At 52.0% G+C, this 18412-nt stretch carries 16 protein-coding genes and 1 rRNA gene; 9 read left to right on the top strand and 8 right to left on the bottom strand.

Annotated elements, in window-relative coordinates; translation table 11 throughout:
- The first annotated feature begins 80 nt into the window (after positions 1-80).
- Entirely contained in the window at positions 81-719 is a 639-nt protein-coding gene (locus tag CWE14_RS06620; protein ID WP_126798678.1) for a TMEM165/GDT1 family protein, read from the top strand.
- Between the two features lie 11 nt (positions 720-730).
- Here the strand turns inward: CWE14_RS06620 and CWE14_RS06615 are convergent, their stop codons facing one another.
- The gene (locus tag CWE14_RS06615) at positions 731-2086 is read right to left on the bottom strand and encodes a diguanylate cyclase (protein ID WP_126798677.1); all 1356 of its coding nucleotides are present in this window, start codon (positions 2084-2086) and stop codon (positions 731-733) included.
- Between the two features lie 76 nt (positions 2087-2162).
- On the bottom strand, positions 2163-2369 hold the full coding sequence (locus tag CWE14_RS06610; RefSeq protein ID WP_126798676.1) for a hypothetical protein: 207 nt from the start codon (positions 2367-2369) through the stop codon (positions 2163-2165).
- Between the two features lie 79 nt (positions 2370-2448).
- Here CWE14_RS06610 and zapE point away from each other — a divergent pair, with 79 nt between their 5' ends.
- Positions 2449-3510, top strand: coding sequence for a cell division protein ZapE (gene zapE / locus CWE14_RS06605; protein WP_126798675.1), 1062 nt, complete (start codon positions 2449-2451; stop codon positions 3508-3510).
- Here the strand turns inward: zapE and CWE14_RS06600 are convergent.
- Complete coding sequence (locus CWE14_RS06600) at positions 3497-3838, bottom strand: zinc ribbon domain-containing protein YjdM (RefSeq protein WP_126798674.1); 342 nt, start codon at positions 3836-3838, stop codon at positions 3497-3499. The genes zapE and CWE14_RS06600 overlap by 14 nt on opposite strands.
- 181 nt (positions 3839-4019) lie before the next feature.
- Here CWE14_RS06600 and CWE14_RS06595 point away from each other — a divergent pair, with 181 nt between their 5' ends.
- The 6 genes from CWE14_RS06595 (at position 4020) to nspC (ending at position 13480) form a co-directional block, all read left to right on the top strand.
- A complete protein-coding gene (locus tag CWE14_RS06595; protein WP_126798673.1) occupies positions 4020-5207 on the top strand; it encodes a multidrug effflux MFS transporter in 1188 nt (395 codons plus the stop codon).
- A gap of 155 nt (positions 5208-5362) precedes the next feature.
- Positions 5363-6781: a sodium-dependent transporter gene (locus CWE14_RS06590; RefSeq protein ID WP_126798672.1), complete on the top strand. Its 1419-nt coding sequence runs from the start codon at positions 5363-5365 to the stop codon at positions 6779-6781.
- A gap of 45 nt (positions 6782-6826) precedes the next feature.
- Entirely contained in the window at positions 6827-8800 is a 1974-nt protein-coding gene (locus CWE14_RS06585) for a tRNA(Met) cytidine acetyltransferase TmcA domain-containing protein (RefSeq protein ID WP_126798671.1), read from the top strand.
- Between the two features lie 41 nt (positions 8801-8841).
- On the top strand, positions 8842-11013 hold the full coding sequence (locus CWE14_RS06580; protein WP_126798670.1) for a prolyl oligopeptidase family serine peptidase: 2172 nt from the start codon (positions 8842-8844) through the stop codon (positions 11011-11013).
- A 92-nt stretch (positions 11014-11105) separates the two neighbouring features.
- Positions 11106-12308, top strand: coding sequence for a saccharopine dehydrogenase family protein (locus tag CWE14_RS06575; RefSeq protein WP_126798669.1), 1203 nt, complete (start codon positions 11106-11108; stop codon positions 12306-12308).
- A gap of 35 nt (positions 12309-12343) precedes the next feature.
- The gene (gene nspC, locus CWE14_RS06570; RefSeq protein ID WP_126798668.1) at positions 12344-13480 is read left to right on the top strand and encodes a carboxynorspermidine decarboxylase; all 1137 of its coding nucleotides are present in this window, start codon (positions 12344-12346) and stop codon (positions 13478-13480) included.
- A gap of 91 nt (positions 13481-13571) precedes the next feature.
- Here nspC and CWE14_RS06565 read toward each other — a convergent pair whose 3' ends face one another.
- The 4 genes from CWE14_RS06565 to murB all read right to left on the bottom strand — a co-directional run bounded on the left by CWE14_RS06565 (position 13572) and on the right by murB (position 17016).
- A complete protein-coding gene (locus CWE14_RS06565) occupies positions 13572-14222 on the bottom strand; it encodes a tetratricopeptide repeat protein (RefSeq protein WP_241972343.1) in 651 nt (216 codons plus the stop codon).
- A gap of 99 nt (positions 14223-14321) precedes the next feature.
- The gene (locus tag CWE14_RS06560) at positions 14322-15041 is read right to left on the bottom strand and encodes a type III pantothenate kinase (protein ID WP_126798667.1); all 720 of its coding nucleotides are present in this window, start codon (positions 15039-15041) and stop codon (positions 14322-14324) included.
- Entirely contained in the window at positions 15038-16027 is a 990-nt protein-coding gene (birA, locus tag CWE14_RS06555; protein WP_126798666.1) for a bifunctional biotin--[acetyl-CoA-carboxylase] ligase/biotin operon repressor BirA, read from the bottom strand. Before birA ends, CWE14_RS06560 begins: the two co-directional genes overlap by 4 nt.
- Entirely contained in the window at positions 16024-17016 is a 993-nt protein-coding gene (gene murB, locus CWE14_RS06550; protein WP_126798665.1) for a UDP-N-acetylmuramate dehydrogenase, read from the bottom strand. Before murB ends, birA begins: the two co-directional genes overlap by 4 nt.
- A gap of 238 nt (positions 17017-17254) precedes the next feature.
- Here murB and CWE14_RS06545 point away from each other — a divergent pair, with 238 nt between their 5' ends.
- On the top strand, positions 17255-17827 hold the full coding sequence (locus CWE14_RS06545) for a YceI family protein (RefSeq protein ID WP_126798664.1): 573 nt from the start codon (positions 17255-17257) through the stop codon (positions 17825-17827).
- A gap of 276 nt (positions 17828-18103) precedes the next feature.
- Here the strand turns inward: CWE14_RS06545 and rrf are convergent.
- Positions 18104-18219, bottom strand: a 5S ribosomal RNA gene (gene rrf / locus CWE14_RS06540).
- Positions 18220-18412: the final 193 nt, after the last annotated feature.

Here is an 18412-nt window from a genome sequence, read left to right as displayed (position 1 = left end):
CGGATGCCTGGCTGTGCCTGTAGCCGGGCAGCGCAGTAACACCACATGGAAACGACACGCTGCCCGGCCGGACTCTTATCATGGATGCTTTTTTCTTATCTATCATCACGGTTGGTATTGCTGAAGTCGGCGACCGCTCACTGTTTCTGGCATTGTTATTTGGCTTACGCTACCAGCGGCCCTGGCCGGTGTTCGCCGGGATGGCTATCGGTCTGTTCCTCAATCAGGTGGTGTCAGCGTTGTTTGGGATCTGGCTATTTCGCTTTCTTCAGGCTGACTGGCAGGGCTGGCTGGTGGGTATTGCCTTTCTGGTAATGGCGGTGTGGGTACTGATACCTGAAGACGAGGAGGTCAAAACCGATCTTAAAACACGTCATCTGGTGTTCGCCGCAGCCGTGGCTTTCTTCTTACTTGAGATGGCAGATAAAACGCAGCTGGTGGTGATTACGCTGGCTGGCAGCTACCAGGCACTCTGGCCTGTGGTGCTGGGTTCGACCATAGGCATTCTTGCGGTAACCACTCCCGCACTCTGGCTTGGTTATCGGTTTGCCAATAAACTGCCGCTGCAAACCATGAAATGGGTTGCCTGCGCACTGTTCCTTGTTCTGGGTCTGATGGTATTACTGCAGGCCGCCGGAGTCACCGGTGAGACCAGTTGGTTTAACTTTGATGCCTGGTTACCTGACCACCCCGCGCTGGATTCTCCACCGTCAGCCTAGCTGCCAGTCAACTACGACGCTGCCAGCACCACTTGATTACGCCCCTGATTTTTAGCCTGGTACAGAGCATCGTCCGATGCTCTGAGCAGTTTCTGGTAATCCGGATGGCCATCAAACACACTAACCCCAATACTCACCGAGACTGATACTTCTTCGTCCCGCGCAATCCGAAACGGCTCGGCTGCAACCAGAGCGCAGAGCTCTTTCGACTTTTTCATCGCCTGCTCATGGTTTACATCCACCAACACGATCAGAAACTCTTCCCCGCCCATCCGAAAAACGTAATCCCCCGCCCTGCTATGGTTCATTAACAACGCCGCTACCTGCTGCAGGATCATGTCTCCGGCTTCATGCCCATAGCGATCATTGACCGGTTTAAAATGGTCAATATCGACGGTTAGCACAGCAAAGGATTCTTTGCTTTTTTGCGCCGTCGCCACCTGCTTGCTCATGACCACGGGTAGAAATTTGCGGTTCAGTAACCGGGTTAGTGCGTCACGCCCGGCCTCGAGCGCGTCATTCTGGTCAAACAGGTATTCAATATGAAAGGCAATACTCTTACAGTTTTCACGCAACTCGCGCAGTAACGCCATCGGGTCCTGGGCCGCTGTCGCCAGGTCACCAAGCACAGGGACGATTTCAGTATCAATGTGTTTCATTGCTTGCTGAATCATGATGGTTTCACGCATGCCTTCAAAAGCATGGGCACCTTTATGACGAAACCAAAGGCCAAATTCAGATCCCTGAATGCGTGGCAACTGAGCCTGGGAAACGCCCATCGCTTTTTCAAACATAAACTGGTTTTCCCAATCCAGAAGCGCCGCTCGTTGCCGCTGCTTCTCGCTCGCTACGTTCTCAGCCACTGAGAACAGCCGATAGGCTTCTTCTGCTCTGGCATTGCGTTCGTGGGAGTGACAGTATGCGTGACTCATGATTTCTATGGCGACATCGATGAGCTCCGCCACATAATGCCGCGCACTCGGCTCGTTCAGCCGTTCACCTAACTGGTTCTTCAAGGCACGTGCTCCGCGCATCACTAAGTGCACAGGGATGCCAATTCGGGCATGCACCTCACCCACATGATGCTGCACATCGACGGCTTCAATGACCGAGGTAGGGGTCTCTGCGGTTGAAAAAAGGTTTTCTATCCATTTCTGCATGGAACCATGCAAGCGGGTGCGAACGTCATCATGAGTGAGGTACTGACTGCTATCATTGTCACTTAGCATTTGCTGATAAAAATGCGAGGCCAGCTCGCTTTTATACTGACAGGCAACCTGATTGGCATAACTGCGTGTCTGCTGGTCGTAGTGTTCAAGTAGCGCTTGCCACTGGTTAGCCTGTCGCTGTGCACAAAAGGTTTTCATACTGCAGTCCCCCGATTGGTTTACCGCAGTATAGGTAGGATTGAATTAGGCTATGTTGATCTACACCAAGGCTTCTTTACTGAACAGGTTCTACCTGTCCTGACGGATCAACAGCATCTTCACCCAGCGCCAGTCGCTCCAGACACTCAGCCCGTTCACGGTCATCATCAATGAGCTGGCACTCTGCCATCCGCGCATCGCGCTCTGCATCACTCATATCAGTCGACGAGCATGCGACCATAACAGCGCAGGCTGCCAGTAAAGCAAAAATCCGAATTCCCATTGCATGCCTCTCTTCGTCTAATCTAATAAAGAAAACTCAAGTTGTTCATTAGCTTAGCAGAAAGCGTTAGAATGCCCCAATGAATGCAGACAGCCTTACACTAGACCCCGCGCAGGAACAGGTAGCACAGCGCCTTAACCATCTGCGCCAGCGTCTCGAACAACAGCAGGAATGCGAGCGAGGCCTTTATATTGAAGGGCCTGTTGGTCGTGGTAAAAGCATGCTGATGAACCAGTTTTACCAAAAGCTGCAGTGCTCCGCGAAGATCCGTCTGCATTATCATCATTTTATGCGTCGGGTTCATCAGGCTCTGCAGCAGCATGCAGGTAAAGAAGACCCGTTACGCCATGTAGCTATCGACTGGGCTGCCAGCTATCGGGTTCTTTGCCTCGACGAGTTTATGGTTGAGGATATTGCCGATGCAATGCTACTTGGAACTTTGTGGACGCATCTGTTTGCACTCGATGTGATCCTGGTGACCACATCTAACACCGCCCCTGACCAACTGTATCGCAATGGCTTACAACGGGACCGGTTCCTCCCTGCTATTGAACAAATCAAACTGCATTGTGAAGTGGTGCATCTGGACGGTGGTAGCGACTATCGTTTGTTAGAGCAGGCAGATAATCCCCCCTACTACTGGCTACAGCAAAGCGACCAGGCTTTTCGTCAGCATATCGAAGACCTTGCTGCGGAACTGTCGGCCCCCCACTCGCTGGAGGTACTCGGCCGCCCGATAGAATGCCGTGGCAGCAACGCATCCGTGGCTCTTTTTGATTTTGCAGATTTATGTGACGGGCCGCGCAGTCAGCGCGATTATATGGAATTAGCCAGCCGCTATCGGGCGATTGCGGTAAATCAGGTGCCAGCTTTCAGTTACCAGGCTGAAAAAGCGATTGTTCACGGCGTCGAGGAATCGTACCAGCGCGAGCATCAGGAAACCCACTTCAGCAAACGGGACAACGAGGCCCGCCGCTTTATTGCGTTGGTTGATGAGTGCTACGACCGCCAGTGCCTGCTCTTGATCAATGCTGAAAAAATGCCGGCTGAACTTTATCAGGCCAAACAACTGGCAGTACCCTTTGCACGCTGCAGCTCAAGACTGTACGAGATGCAACGCTGGCCTCTTACGCTTTCTTAACGAACTCTGACTTCAGTTTCATCGGCCCGATACCGTCAATTTTACAATCGATATCATGGTCGCCATCAACCAGGCGTATATTTTTTACTTTAGTCCCTACTTTGACCACCAGGGACGACCCCTTGACCTTCAGATCCTTGATCACAGTCACCGTATCGCCATCCTGCAGCGGATTGCCATTGGCATCATGAATGCCCGCACTCTGCTCAGAGGTGTCCGCTTCAGCAAGCGTTGACCATTCATGGGCACATTCCGGACAGACCAGCATATTGCCATCTTCATAGGTATATTCAGAGCCACATTGAGGGCAATTCGGTAAGCTACTCATGAGCGCGCCTTATTAGTTTGCGAAGTCGGAAAGACGCCGGATCATGCCAGACGGCTTGAGGGAAGTCTATATTCGACATGGGCCGCCGCATAACAATATGCATAACTATGATAAAGGTCGGTCCATAAATGCTATATACTGGTTTGCAAATTCTTAATCTGGGCAGGAACTTAGTAGTAACATGACGGACGCCACAGAACGCACAATTGCCACCCCCATTCGAGGTTTTGCCTGGATGCTTGCCGCGCTGGTTGCGCTCGGTCCACTGGCAATTGACGCTTACCTGCCGGCTATTCCGAGCATGGCCGACGACTTAAACACCTCCTTGCATCAGATTGAAATTACCCTCAGCCTGTTCCTGCTTGGCTTCGCTGCAGGTCAGCTATTTGGCGGACCACTATCAGATAAACACGGCCGACGCCTGACAATTCTGATTGGCCTGACGCTGTTCATGCTGGGTAGCCTGCTCACCGCAATAGGCTGGCGCATTGAGCTACTCTGGGTGGGTCGCTTATTACAGGCCTTTGGCGGCGGCATGGGGGTAGTTAATACCATGGCCATGGTCCGTGATCGCTATTCCGGACGAGAGAGCGCGCAGGTGCTGTCGCAAATTGTTACCATCCTGATGATAGCCCCTCTGGCAGCCCCTTTTATTGGCAGTTTCCTGCTTCTATTCGCCGATTGGCGAGCCATTTTTATGTTTCTGTTTGCTTATGCGGCCATTTTGCTTCTGGTACTCAGACTCAACCTTCCGGAAACCAGGCTCGCTCAGCACGTCACTATTATCAGTCCGCTGCGGCGTTACCTGGCTGTTCTCAAAAGCCGCCCCGCCCTGGCATTTTTATTTTCGACCGCTATGGCTAACGCTGGCATGTTCGCGTTTATTACTGGCTCCCCCGGTGTTTACATGGGTCACTACGGCGCCAGTGAAGCGCTCTACCCGTTCCTCTTTGGCGCTAATATTCTGACACTGACCATCAGTAACCAGATCAATATTCGTTTGTTACGTCATTTTGACGCCCGACTTATTCTGCGTGCCGCTCAATACGGCCAGTTACTGATTGGTGCTACGATGCTGGCAGCGCTGCTATGGCTGCCATTAACCTTGTTTACCCTGGTGCCTCTGGTGATGCTATTTGTTGGCATGCAAGGCTTTATCGTTGCCAACGGCATGTCCAGCGCAACTGATTTTTTCCCGCACAGTGCGGCGACCGCGACCGCATTAATCAGTGCCAGCGGCTTTACGCTGGGAGCAATCTCTGGCGCACTGGTCGGTTTTTTTGGCGATGGTTCACCGCTCGCCATGGTCTCAATTATGGCGATCTGCCCGTTACTCGGCATTGTGTTGCGCAGCCTGTTACAACGCTAACCCCTTTCGTTAGCAATAGAATTTAATGTTTGCACCAGTTTACACTGCACAGCGCAGGACGACGGCTATTTAACTGCTCGGATTTGCCGCCGAGCAGTAAAACCTGATATAACCGATGCCACTTCTGCAAACTATAACGAAAATAAAGGGGTGTTATGAACGCCGAACGTGAGCATTTTAGCTCGAAACTTGGGTTTATTCTGGCCGCAGCTGGTTCCGCCGTGGGCATCGGTAATATTGTCGGTTTCCCGGTGGCAGCAACCAAAGGTGGTGGTGGCGCATTTCTGGTCATTTATGCCTTGTTCGTGGTGTTCATTTGCCTCCCGATCATGCTGGCCGAAATGAACCTCGGCCGTAAAACACAGCTTGATCCTCAAGGTGCCTATCCGAGTATTGCCGGAAGCAAAAGCAACTGGCGTTTCGCAGGTTGGCTGGCGGTGCTAACCCCGTTTATGATCGGCGTCTTCTACATGGTTATTACCGTGTGGATTCTCGGCTACTTCCTCAACACCGTTTTCGGTAACCTCGACCAGCTGGCAAACCCAGACTATTTCGGCACGTTCGTTAATTCCTACTCCATATTTGCTTACCTGGTGGTAGTGGCAGCCATTGTTCACTTCATTCTGGTCGGCGGGGTACGCGGTGGTATCGAACGCGCCGCCCGTTTACTAATGCCTGCTTTATTCGTGATGCTGATTGCGCTGGTCATTTTTGTACTCACGCTCGACAATGCCTTTACCGGGGTGAAATTCTTTCTTGTTCCTGACTTTTCTCAGGTGAATGGCAGCGTCATTAGTGGCGCACTGTCCCAGGCATTCTTTTCGCTGTCGCTTGGTATGGGTATTTTAATCACTTACGGTTCCTATTTCCGTCAGCGCGATGACTTGGTTGGGTCAGCAAAACTAGTCGCTATCACCGACTCACTGGTCGCCTTTATTGCCGGCTTAATGGTACTTCCGGCTATTTTCGTGTTTGACCCGGGCACTAATCCGGAAAGCCTCAGTGACTCGTCCGTGGCCATGATTTTCACCTTCCTGCCGCAGATATTTCTCGCCCTGCAGGAAACCATCGGCTATGTCGGTGCCAGCATTGTCGCTGGGCTATTCTTTCTATTGGTATTTTTTGCTGCTATCACCTCGCTGGTTTCAATTATCGAGGTACCTACCGCGACCATTACCCGCAAGTACAATGTGTCGCGCAAGCGCGCGCTCGGTGTGCTTGCACTCACCATGGGCACCCTGACGCTGATTGCGATTGCCTCGTTTGGCATGCTCAACGTGTTCACTGAACTGTTCACCTATGGTGGCAAGTCCAAATCTTTCTTTGATTTCATCTATGATGTTTTCTATGACACTGTGCTACCACTGAACGGGCTACTGATCTGTTTATTCGTAGTCTGGCGTTGGAAGCGACCGGATTTTCACGAGGCGTTAGCAGAAGGCAACGCAAGCTATCGCAGCAGCTTGCTACGTAAGTACATTAGCTTCTCGCTGACAACCTTCATTCCAGTTATTCTGGCAGTCGTCTTTATTAATACCGTGGCGTCGATTTTCTTCGCCAGCCCGCTTTTTTAAACGGCTAGGTTTGCTAGCCGCTACTTCAGGACAGACAGGTAGCTGATGCAACTTTACCAGGCTATCGAACAGCTCTTACAGCAGGCCGCGTCAAATCATTGGCGCGGCCTGCTGGTATTGCAAGGCGACTCCACAGCCCCCCTGTCTCAGGTTCAATGGCCGCAACCAGCGCTTTGTATGGGTGGTGACTACCCGGTGCCGTTAAAGAGCTACCGCGCCTACCTCGGACGCGCGTATTCCTGTGTGGTACTCGACTTTCGCCAGCAGCAACACGCAGACGCGCTGGCAGCATTAGCCGGAACCTTGGTCGCAGGCGGGCTGCTCGTGCTACAGGTTGATCGACAGCTAAGCCCGTTTCTAAAGCATCTGTTGCAGCGTCAACCCGCTGGCCTGTACATCAAACACCAGCTACAGCCCGATGAGACGATTGATCTACGGGGACTGCCCTTGCCCTCGCTCGACATGAAACCTGGCACCCAGTTGAGTGCGGAGCAAACTGAAGTTCTCAACGCCTTACTCGAGCACCAGCGCATCTACCCGGACCAGCCAGCGTTAATTAGCGCGCCCCGTGGCCGCGGTAAGTCGACGGTGCTGGGCGCATTGGCCCGCCGCCTGCTCGAAGCAAATCACCCTGTCATTATTTCGGCACCGTCAAGACGCCAGGCAGAGGTGGTTCTGCGCCATGGCCATTTACCCATCACTGAAGCCAGCTCTCCGCCTCGTTTCGTGGCCCCCGACGCCTTGCTCGCTGATGATGCTGAGCCTTGTCAGGGCACCCTGTTACTGGACGAAGCCGCCAACCTTCCCCGGCATATGCTGGAGAAACTTCTGCAGCGTTATCCCGGGGTTATTATGGCGACCACCACTCAGGGCTATGAATGTTGTGGCCGGGGCTTCCTGATCCAGTTTCAGAAAACCCTTCAGCAACGCTTTACCCATGCACGACAGCTAACCCTGACTGAGCCATTTCGCTATGCTAGTGGCTGCCCGCTTGAAGAATGGCTTGAGCAACGATTGTTGCTGCAAAATGGCGAGAACGAACAACTCCCCGGGCCGGCGTACAGCGAGCAGGCATTGAAATACATCCATTCCCGAGCCAGTGCACTGGATGAAGCGGAGTTAACAACCTGCTTTAGCCTGTTGATGGACGCGCATTATCAAACCAGTGCAAATGATCTCAAATTGCTACTGGATGACGAGCAGCAAAGCCTGCTGCTTCAATACTCTGGTGAGCAGTTGACTGGGGTCGCCTGGCTGGCTGAAGAAGGCTGTTTACCTGCCGGGCTGGCCGATGACATTGTCGCCGGACGGCGTCGTCCTCCAGGCTCGCTGCTACCGCAACTCTTAGCGCGCCATCTGCGAGACCCTTCAATCGCAAGCACCCGCATGCTGCGGGTGGTTCGCATCGCAGTCCGGCCTTCACTGCAACAACAGGGACTTGGCAGCGCTCTGCTTGGTCACATAGACCAGCTTGCTGACCAGACCGGGACGGCTCTTATAGGGACCAGCTTTGGTGCCAGCGCAGAACTGGTTTGCTTCTGGAACCACAACGGCTATCAAAGTGTTCGTCTGGGATCTCGTCCGGATACAGTGTCAGGCCGCTACGCCTGCGTTTGTGTTAAAGCCTCTGACGTCAGGTTGGCCCCCTCCATTGCGCAGTGGGCAGCCTTTTTCCAGCATGAATTACCTGGCTATGTTCAGCTCCTAAAGCTCAATTACGGGCTGCAGCAGCAGTTGGCGTCAGCCGCAACGACCCCTTTTGCGCCGCATCAGGAGTCATATCAAACGCTAGCTCATCAACGCCTGCTTGATTTCGCTAACGGCCAGTTTGACTTCCCCTCATTGCTGCCAACGTTGTTGGTCAACCCTGAATGGCTCAACGCCAGCCATTTATTAGCCTGTGCTGCGGTGAATCAGGCGCCGCCAGAGACATTGCAAGACCACTACAACATTCACGGACGTAAAGATTTGCTTAAGGCACTGCGACAGATTTGTTTCGAGTTGAGTGTAAAGATATAGTAATGCGCCAATATCCCCTGCGCCCAATAGGTATGTAGCTAATGAATAAGTTGTTGTTTTCTATGGTTACCATTATGACGGTCAGTGCTGCGCTTAGCGCCTGTACCACGACCGAACAAGTCTCCGCTGAACATGCCGATGAGGAACTAGACTATCCGGTTTCCCCCCGCAGCGACCAGGTGACCGATTACCACGGCAACAGCGTGCAGGAACCGTATCGCTGGCTGGAAGATGTGAACTCTCAGACCACGCAGCAATGGGTGGCGGCGCAAAACCGGGTCACCCTGCCTTACCTGGCTGACCTTGAGCAACGGGACGCACTCAAGACCCGCCTGACTCAGGTATGGAACTACGAACGCAGCAGCACCCCGTTTCGCCATGGGCGCTTCTATTTCCATTTTCAGAACAATGGCCTTCAGGACCAGTCGGTCCTGTATGTTCGTGAAGGGTTAAATGGCGCACCTCGGCCCTTACTTGACCCAAATCAGCTAAGCGATGACGGCACGGTCTCACTGACCCGGGTTATGGTCAGCCCGAACGCGCGATACCTGGCCTACGCCATTTCTGATGGCGGTTCTGACTGGGTTGAGTTTCGGGTACGTGACATTCAAAGTGGTGAAGACCTGGCTGACCGTCTGACCGGGATCAAATTCTCTAATGTCAGTTGGCTGCCGGATGGGTCGGGCTTTTACTACAGCCGCTACCCGGAAACGCCTGCCGGTGACGCTGATGACTCACGTTCAGTTGCGATTTACTTCCACCGTATCGGTAGTGCCCAGCGCAATGATCGCCGTATCTATGACCTGAGTCAGTACCCGAGCTGGAATCCCTACCCGGAAGTAACCCGCGACGGCCGTTTCCTGGTTGCTACTGTCACTGATGGCTTTAGTAGCAATGCCGTACATATTCTTGATTTAACCAACCGGGACGCGCGCTGGCGACGTATCATTGATTACTGGGACGGCCTGTACGAATTTATCGACAGCGATGCCAACCTGTTATTTTTCAGTACCACCGCAGGAGCCGAGAACGGCCGCGTCATCGCAGTTGATGTCAATCGACCGCAACCTCAGCACTGGCAAGAACTGATTGCAGAGCGCGATGCGACCTTGCGTGAAGTACGTTACGTCGGCGGTAAGTTCTTTGCTCATTACCTGGATGACGCGCACTCACAGATTGAAGTTTTTAATGCCTATGGCCGCCATGAAGACAGTGTCGAATTGCCGGGTATCGGGTCCGTCGACAGCTTAACCGGGCAGGCATCGCACCTCGAAACATTTTTCACTTACAGCAGTTTTACTGAGCCAGGCGTCACCTTGCGCTACGATATCGAGCAGCAGCAGGTGGAAGAAATCGACCGCGCCCAATCACCGGCAGATCTGAGTAACTACCGGACCCGCCAGGTTTGGTATGAAAGTGATGATGGTACCGCAGTCTCAATGTTTATCGTTCACCGGCATGATATTGAACTGGATTCTGCGAACCCTACTTTATTGTACGGGTACGGCGGCTTCAATGTTGCGTTAACCCCATCCTACAACCCCTCCTATACGGTGTGGCTGGAGCACGGTGGGGTCCTGGCGATTCCCAATCTTCGCGGCGGCGGGGAATACGGTGCCAACTGGCATCAAGCAGGTACTAAACTAAACAAGCAGAATGTATTTGATGACTTCATTAGCGCTGCCCGCTACCTTATTGACGAAGGGTATACCTCTCCGCAACAGCTAGCGATTCAGGGAGCCAGCAATGGTGGTCTGTTAGTTGGCGCGGTGATGACCCAGCAGCCTTCCTTGTTCGCAGCGGCACTACCCGACGTTGGGGTACTGGATATGCTGCGCTATCACACCTCAAGTGCCAATGCGAAAGCCTGGGGTAGTGACTATGGGCTGGCCACTGACGCCGAAGAATTTGCCGCCCTGCACGCGTATTCACCAGTGCACAATGTCGAACCAGGTGTCTGTTACCCTGCTACATTGATAACCACTGGCGACCACGATGATCGGGTTGCGCCCTGGCATAGCTATAAATTTGCCGCGGCTTTACAGAATGCACAAAGCTGCGATAACCCGGTACTACTGCGGGTCGAAACACGTGCTGGACACGGCGCAGGCACACCTACCTGGATGCGCATCGACCAGGTCAGCGACCAGTGGGCCTTCTTACTTGATAAATTGCAAAGCGAATCGCAATCATCTAATTTGAACGCAGATTAGTAAACAGGCATTGCAAAAGCAGGTGGGCGCAGGCAAAATCGCGCCCACTTTTTCATTCAGCGACACGCGTTTAACCAGAAAAGGGTTTCATCATGTCCAGAGTTCTTATTATTGGCGCCGGCGGAGTTAGCGGCGTTGTAGTTAAAAAATGTGCCATGTTGCCAGAATACTTTAGCGAGATTCACCTGGCATCACGCACCATTTCAAAATGTGAAAAGCTGCAGCAGGAATCGGGCAAAGACCGCGTGGTGGGTGTCTACACCGTAGACGCCGACAACGTGGCTGAGCTGGTAGAACTTATTAATAAAGTGAAACCTGACCTGGTGATCAACGTGGCCCTGCCATATCAGGACCTTCCGATCATGGACGCCTGCCTTGAGACTGGCGTGCACTACCTGGATACAGCCAATTACGAGCCAAAAGACGAAGCCAAATTCGAATACTCCTGGCAGTGGGCTTATCACGACAAATTCAAAGAAGCAGGTCTGATGGCCTTGCTCGGTAGCGGTTTTGATCCAGGCGTAACCAATGTCTTCACCGCTTACGCAGCTAAGCACTACTTCGATGAAGTCCATTACCTGGATATCGTCGACTGCAATGGCGGCGACCATGGCCAGGCATTTGCCACCAACTTTAACCCAGAGATTAATATTCGTGAGATTACTCAACGCGGTAAATTCTGGGAAAACGGCGAGTGGCACGAAACCGATCCTATCAGCGTGCGTGAAGATCTCGACTACCCGGGCGTGGGGGTTCGTGCCTCTTACCTGCTGTTTCACGAAGAGCTTGAGTCGTTGGTTAAACATTTCCCGACTATCAAGCGTGCACGTTTCTGGATGACCTTTGGCGATGCCTACCTCAACCACCTGCGAGTGCTTGAAGGTGTCGGCATGACGTCGATTAAACCGATAGATTACAATGGGCAACAAATTGCGCCGCTGGAATTCCTCAAAGCAGTGCTGCCAAACCCTGGCTCGCTCGCCGAAGGGTACGAAGGAATGACCTGTATTGGTACCTACGTAACCGGGATTAAAGACGGCAAAGAGAAAACGGTCTTTATCTACAATAACTGTGATCACGCAAAATGTAACGACGAAGTCGGCGCACAAGCGGTTTCCTACACCACCGGCGTGCCTGCTATGATCGGCGCTTCAATGATGCTGCAAGGTAAGTGGATGAAGCCTGGGGTATGGAACATGGAGCAGTTTGATCCGGACGAGTTTATGGATCGCCTGAACCAATATGGCTTACCGTGGCAGGTTGTCGAAGTAGAACAAAGCCCGTTTAAAAAGTAAGCCTGTTACGACTGAACACTGAGGAAATGGTAAGCATGGCAAACCCCTATATGAACCCGGCGATTCCTTCACCCTGCTATGTGCTGGATGAAGCAAAGCTTAGAAAAAACCTTGAGCTGATGAAACAGGTTCAGCAGCGCAGTGGTGCCGACATTATTCTGGCCCTGAAAGGGTTTGCCATGTGGAGCACATTTCCTTTAGTGAGTCAGTATCTCAAAGGCTGTACCGCCAGCTCGGCATGGGAAGCTGAACTGGCAGCCGATACCTTTGGCAGCGAAGTGCACGCCTACTCACCAGCTTACAAAGACAACGATATTGACGTGTTGCTACGGCACTGCAACCATATCTCGTTTAACAGTTTGTCGCAGTTGCAGCGCTACCGCGACCAGGCGACGGCTGCAGGTGTCTCTATTGGGATCCGGATTAACCCCGAACAACCCGAGGCCGACACCGAACTGTACGACCCGTCAGCGCCGGGATCACGCCTGGGTATCCTGAGTAGCCAGTTGCAAGATCAGGATTTAAGTGGCATTGAGGGTTTCCATGTGCACAATCTATGTGAGTGTGACTCCTATGCACTGGAGCGCACCCTGGCCGCAGTCGAAGCGAAATTTGGTCAGTACTTGCATAACCTGAAGTGGATTAACTTAGGTGGTGGTCACCTGATGACTCGTGAAGGCTATGACATTGACCATTTGGTCACTCAGCTCAAGCGCCTGCGTGAAACCTACGATGTCGATGTCATTCTGGAGCCAGGTTCGGCCGTTGCATGGCAGACTGGCCCCTTGGTATCTGAGGTCGTCGATATCGTAGAGAACGCTGGGGAGATTGCGATTCTTGATATTTCCGCGACTGCGCATATGCCTGACGTGCTGGAAATGCCCTATCGGCCTGTTATTACTGACGCTGGTGACCCAGGCGAACTGGCTCACAACTATCGGCTTGGTGGCAATTCATGCCTCGCTGGTGATGTAATCGGTGAGTGGAGTTTCGCCAACGAACTTAAGCCAGGTGACCGGGTGATATTCGAAGACATGATCCACTACACGATGGTAAAGACCACGTTTTTTAACGGGGTCGAGCACCCCGGCATTGGCATCCTGCGTGAAGATGGTAGCTTTGAACTGGTGCGAGAGTTTAACTATCAGGACTTTAAAAATCGGCTTTCATAAAGCACGGGGTTAATAGTAAAACTGATAAAACAAAAAACGGCTCTCAATGAGCCGTTTTTTTACCTGCTATTCACTGCCGGCTATGCTCGCACTAGGAGTCCAGTGGGCTACGAGCACGCTCCACAATACGTGGGGGGAGCAGCTCAGCAAGTGCTTCGAGACGTCGCTGTATTGCGGCATGTTCACTGCGGTCTGCAACTACAGAGTTGTGCAGATAATGGTACGCCGCTTCATAATCCAGCGGGCTTCCATGGCCTGCCAGTAAGATGTCTGCAAATCGTTTTTGCGCGCGCAGACTGCCCATGGCAGATGCCTCACGCAGATAAAGGATGGCGCGGTCAACATCCTTCTGTACAAACTGACCGCGGTGATAATAGCGACCCATCTGCTCAATTGCTTCCGGCATTCCCTGGGCGGCGGCCGCTTCCATGTAAGTCACGCCCAGTTCCACATCACGCTCATAGCAGACTTCGTATGCCAGCATGTCGCCATACAACAACTGATAACTGGGTCGGCGTTCAACTTCAGCCTGGGCACGAATATCCTGATACAACTGACAATCGTCTTCGTCGCGAACCCGCTGAAAGTGGGTATTGTCACGGATCATACGAACCAGTTCATCATCCGAGTAAAGCTGAACGGCCTCTACTCCGCGCACTGGCAACCGCACGTCCTGGGCCAACAACACAGTGCTGTACAGGGCGAAACTACAGGTCATCAGTGTGATGAATGATTTATACATAACTGCCTCGCTAAATAAATAAAGCTTACCAATGGAGCTGCTCTTTCAATGCTATCGGCGGCTACTGGTAAAACTTCAGTATAGGGTCAGGCTGCAACGCTATTTTGACTGTCTCGCAACCACTGCCAGCCCTTCCAGTACCAGATGCGGTCGTAACTGGGCGTTATGGATATAATCAAGGGTAAGGTGCTCGGTCCCACCACCTGAAAAAAACCAGCTGACGGGTTCCCGGTAGTTTGCTTGAACATACTGATGAGCTTGCTCGACAAAACCTCTTAAGGCGGCCTGACAGCCAAGAAACAAACCATCCTCGGTGCACTGCCCAAGCTCAGCACGGGGAGCGTCATAACGCGCCTTAATGCGATTTGAGCGGGCCACCAGAGCATCTTGCATGGTATGCAAACCCGGCGCTATCCAGCCACCCTGGTGCTGACCGTCTTTATCGAGGATATCCAGGGTAATGGCAGTACCTGCATCGACAATTACGCAATGACTGCTGGTGAGTGAGCGCGCTGCCAATAAGGTCAGCCAGCGGTCCACACCTAAGCGTTGATAATCAGCATAGGCATTCTGCACTCCGGCAAACTCCGCCTGGGTAACCACCTGAATAAAATCAATCCCCGCCTGAGTTAACCGTTGTTGCAGTTGATGATTGGTCTCATCACTGGCAACGGAGGCGAACATCAATTGTTGCGTCGCTGATTGCTCCAGCACCATCAAAAGATCCTGCAGCCCGATCCCATGGCCGATAAAGCGCACGTCATCGTCAATAAAGTCGGCCAGTTTCCAGCGCGTGTTCCCTACTTCGAGTAATTTCATTGACCAGCCCTGACACTAACTTCACCACCAAAATAACGTTTTAAGCCACTATCCTGTTTCACCAGCAATGCTCCATGTTCGTCAATTCCCTGTGCCACACCTGTTTGTTCATGTTGGCCAAGCAATAAACGTACCGGTTTACCATAAAAATGGTCGAGGGTGCGCCAGGTTTCGACCATGCCGGATAGTCCGTGCTGACTAAAATTGTTTAGTACATCGCGGGTGCTGTTAAGCAGCAAGGCAGCCCACTCCTGTCTGACTAGCGGCTCAGCAAGGTGAGACTGAATATCCGTATAGTCCTGGTCAATGTTACGGCGCAATCGCTCCGGCATGCGCAGGTTTAAGCCTATGCCTACCAGCGCGTGACCACCACTGGTCGCCTGGCCTTCCAACTCCACAAGAATTCCGGCTACTTTGGCGCCTTTTATATAAACATCATTTGGCCACTTTACCGAAACGCCTTCAATCCCGGCTTCCTGCAGACTCTGAGCAAGGCCAATCCCAGCCGCTACGCTAAGCCCGAGCGCACTTCCAAGTCCATCATCCAACGGACAGTAGACCGACAAATAGATATTTGCGCCAAAAGGCGATATCCAGGTTTTGCCCCTGCGACCGCGGCCGGCAGTCTGCATTTCCGCGATCACCGCGCTGCCTGCTGATAGTGGTTCTTTACTATCGGCAAGCCAATGTTTCAAATCGTCGTTGGTTGATGTGGTAACACGTTTAACCAATAGCGGAGCCTGTTGATCCGCAGCAAGCGCCTGTAACGCGGTCTGGTCGAGTAACTGCAGTGGCTCTGACAGTTTGTAACCTTTCCCATGAACTCTGAACACATCGAGCTGGAGTGCCTCAAGAGAGCTCATATGCTTGTTGATAGCCGTTCTGCTAACTCCTAGCTGTTCGGCTAGTTTTTGTCCGGAATGAAAGTGGCCATCGGCTAACAGTTCGATCAACTGGTCATCAAGTCTGATTGCGGCGTTGGTCATAATACTATTGAGCCCTGACTATTCAATAAACGAACTTCCGGTTCTAAGGTGACACCGAAGCGCTGATAGACCTGCTTGCGAACCTGCAACGCCAGATCAATGACATCCTGTCCGCTGGCTTCGCGGGCATTCACCAGCACCAAAGCCTGCCGCTGATGGACACCGGCGCCACCGACACGGAGGCTCTTAAGGCCAGTTTGATCAATTAACCAGGCGGCGGCGAGCTTAACCAGGTTTTCATCCAGTTCAAAATAACGAAGGTCCGGATGACGCTGTAATAAACGCCGCAAAGTAGTGCGCCCAACAATCGGGTTCTTAAAGAAGCTCCCTGCATTTGGTAAAACTTTCGGGTCAGGTAATTTACGCTGGCGAACCTCAACGACCTGCTCAAATATTTGCTCTGCACTGGAGTCGGAGGGTAACCCACTGAGATCCGGATAATCGAGGCAGGGTTTCCAGTCGTGAGGGAAAAAGAAGGTTACATCAGTGATAAAGTAACTTTGATAGCCAGGCTGCTTAAATATGCTATCCCGATAGCCAAACTTGCACTCGTCAGCGAGTAGTTCAAAAGGTTGCTGCGAACTCAAATCGACCCCGCGTACGCTACGAATAAACTTCGCCACCTCAACCCCATAGGCCCCAATATTCTGCACAGGTGTCGCACCGACGCTACCGGGAATAAGGGCTAAATTTTCCAGCCCGGCAATGCCCTGCCGCACTAAGGTTTCTACCCAGTAATGCCAGTTCTCTCCGGCAGCCAGTATGACTTCATAACCAGTGGGCTCCTTCTCTATCTGATGTCCCATTAAGCGGTTTAAAATAAGCTGGCCAGCGAAGTCCGCGGTGAAGATAGTGTTGCTTCCTTCGCCGAGGATAACGCTATCCTCGGTCCACTGAACATCCGATAAGTGCTCAGGCTCTGAAATCAAATGGACGTCAGAGCCGTAAACTGGCAATGCAAAGCTATGTTTATCCTGCAGCGAAAACATGGTGCCCTTAACTAAATTAAGTTCGGTAACGTACAATCGCTTATTCTATCGCAATTTGTTAACTAGTGGGCAGCTTCGATCTGAAAAGAGTGCGCAAACCCGCAATCTATTAAATCGAATGATACAAGCGAAAATTAACGGTTTTCTTTTTACTTTATAGGTCTAATATCGTTGATGTATTGGCTTGATAAACCAGAAGCCAACAACTTAATTAAATCTATGCAAACGGAGAATAACTATGAAGAAAACTTTACTTGCAGCAGCGCTTACAACTCTATTAGCTGCTCCAGCGGCATCTGCGAATGACTACGTCATCGACACCGAAGGTGCTCACGCATTCATCCAGTTCAAAATAAACCACCTGGGCTACAGCTGGTTGCTAGGTCGTTTCAATGACTTTGAAGGCTCATTTAGCTACGATGAAAGTAACCCTGAAGCCGCTTCGGTAGAAGTGACCATTGACACCGCAAGTATTGATTCTAACCACGGCGAACGCGATACACACCTCCGCAGCGGCGACTTTCTTGACGTAGAAAAATTTCCCCAGTCGACGTTTGTGAGCACAGGTTTTGAACCCGACGGAAACGGCGGTGGTGTTCTGCACGGCGAATTCACCTTACGCGGCGTGACGAAAGAAATTAAATTTGAAGTTGACCAGGTTGGTGCTGGTGAAGATCCATGGGGAAATACCCGTCGTGGCTTTGAAGGCAGCTATACCTTTGCGCTGGCGGACTATGGAATTGACTATGAACTTGGTCCGGACGCTGAAGAAGTTGAGATCTACCTTTCGATTGAAGGTATTCAGCAGTAGTCGCTGAAGCTGTTCTTGAAGGTTGATTGGAAGGGTGGCTTTGGCTGCCCTTTTTTTTTGTTGGTGTGGGCTGGTGGTGGATTGGCTGTCGATGGTAGATGGTGCTCGGTGTGGGGATGGGCAACCCTGGCGCGGGGCTTGAATCTTGAATGGGTCCACAGTGGGTGGAGAGATGAACCATCCCATTCCCATTCAAGATTCAAGCCCCGCGCCTGCTTTTAAACATGCCAAACGAAAAAACCCCAGCCGGTTGGCTGGGGTTTCTTTCGTTTGGATGCCTGGCGGTGTCCTACTCTCACATGGGGAGGCCCCACACTACCATCGGCGCTGACATGTTTCACTACTGAGTTCGGAATGGATTCAGGTGGTTCCACGTCGCTATGGCCGCCAGACAAATTTGGTTCAACTTCAACAAGCTGTTGTAACTTCAACGTCATCGTATAGATAGACGCTGCGTCAAAAAAATCTCTGTCAGTAATACCCTCAACACGCACTCGTGCAGAGTCATACGTCTTTGGTGTTGTATGGTTAAGCCTCACGGGCAATTAGTACAGGTTAGCTCAACACATTACTGCGCTTCCACAC

The sequence above is a fragment of the Aliidiomarina soli genome (genome assembly GCF_003986975.1).
Lineage (GTDB): Bacteria > Pseudomonadota > Gammaproteobacteria > Enterobacterales > Alteromonadaceae > Aliidiomarina > Aliidiomarina soli.
Note: the sequence above shows the minus strand (reverse complement) of the source record. Positions and strands in the feature narration are given on the sequence as shown.